1 protein-coding gene is annotated in these 288 nt (G+C 38.2%); it reads left to right on the forward strand.

The annotated features are described in order from the left end of the window. The coding region (locus SCA31_RS22950) for a KH domain-containing protein (RefSeq protein ID WP_410699346.1) at positions 1-288 on the forward strand (288 nt) is incomplete at both ends.

Consider the following 288-nt stretch of genomic DNA (forward strand, 5'->3'; position numbering starts at 1 on the left):
CTGATGAAGTAAAAGGTAGAATTATCGGTAGAGAAGGTAGAAATATCCGTGCTTTAGAAGCGGTAACTGGTGTTGAGATCATCGTTGATGATACGCCGGAAGCTATTCTTCTTTCATGTTTCGATCCTGTAAGAAGAGAAATCGCAAGATTATCACTTCACAGATTGGTAACAGACGGTAGAATTCACCCTGCAAGAATTGAAGAAGTTGTTGAAAAAACAAGAAAACAAATCGAGGAAGAGATCATTGAAGTTGGTAAAAGAACGATCATTGATTTAGGAATCCACG

This window comes from Chryseobacterium sp. SIMBA_028, assembly GCF_046535285.1.
Lineage (GTDB): Bacteria > Bacteroidota > Bacteroidia > Flavobacteriales > Weeksellaceae > Chryseobacterium.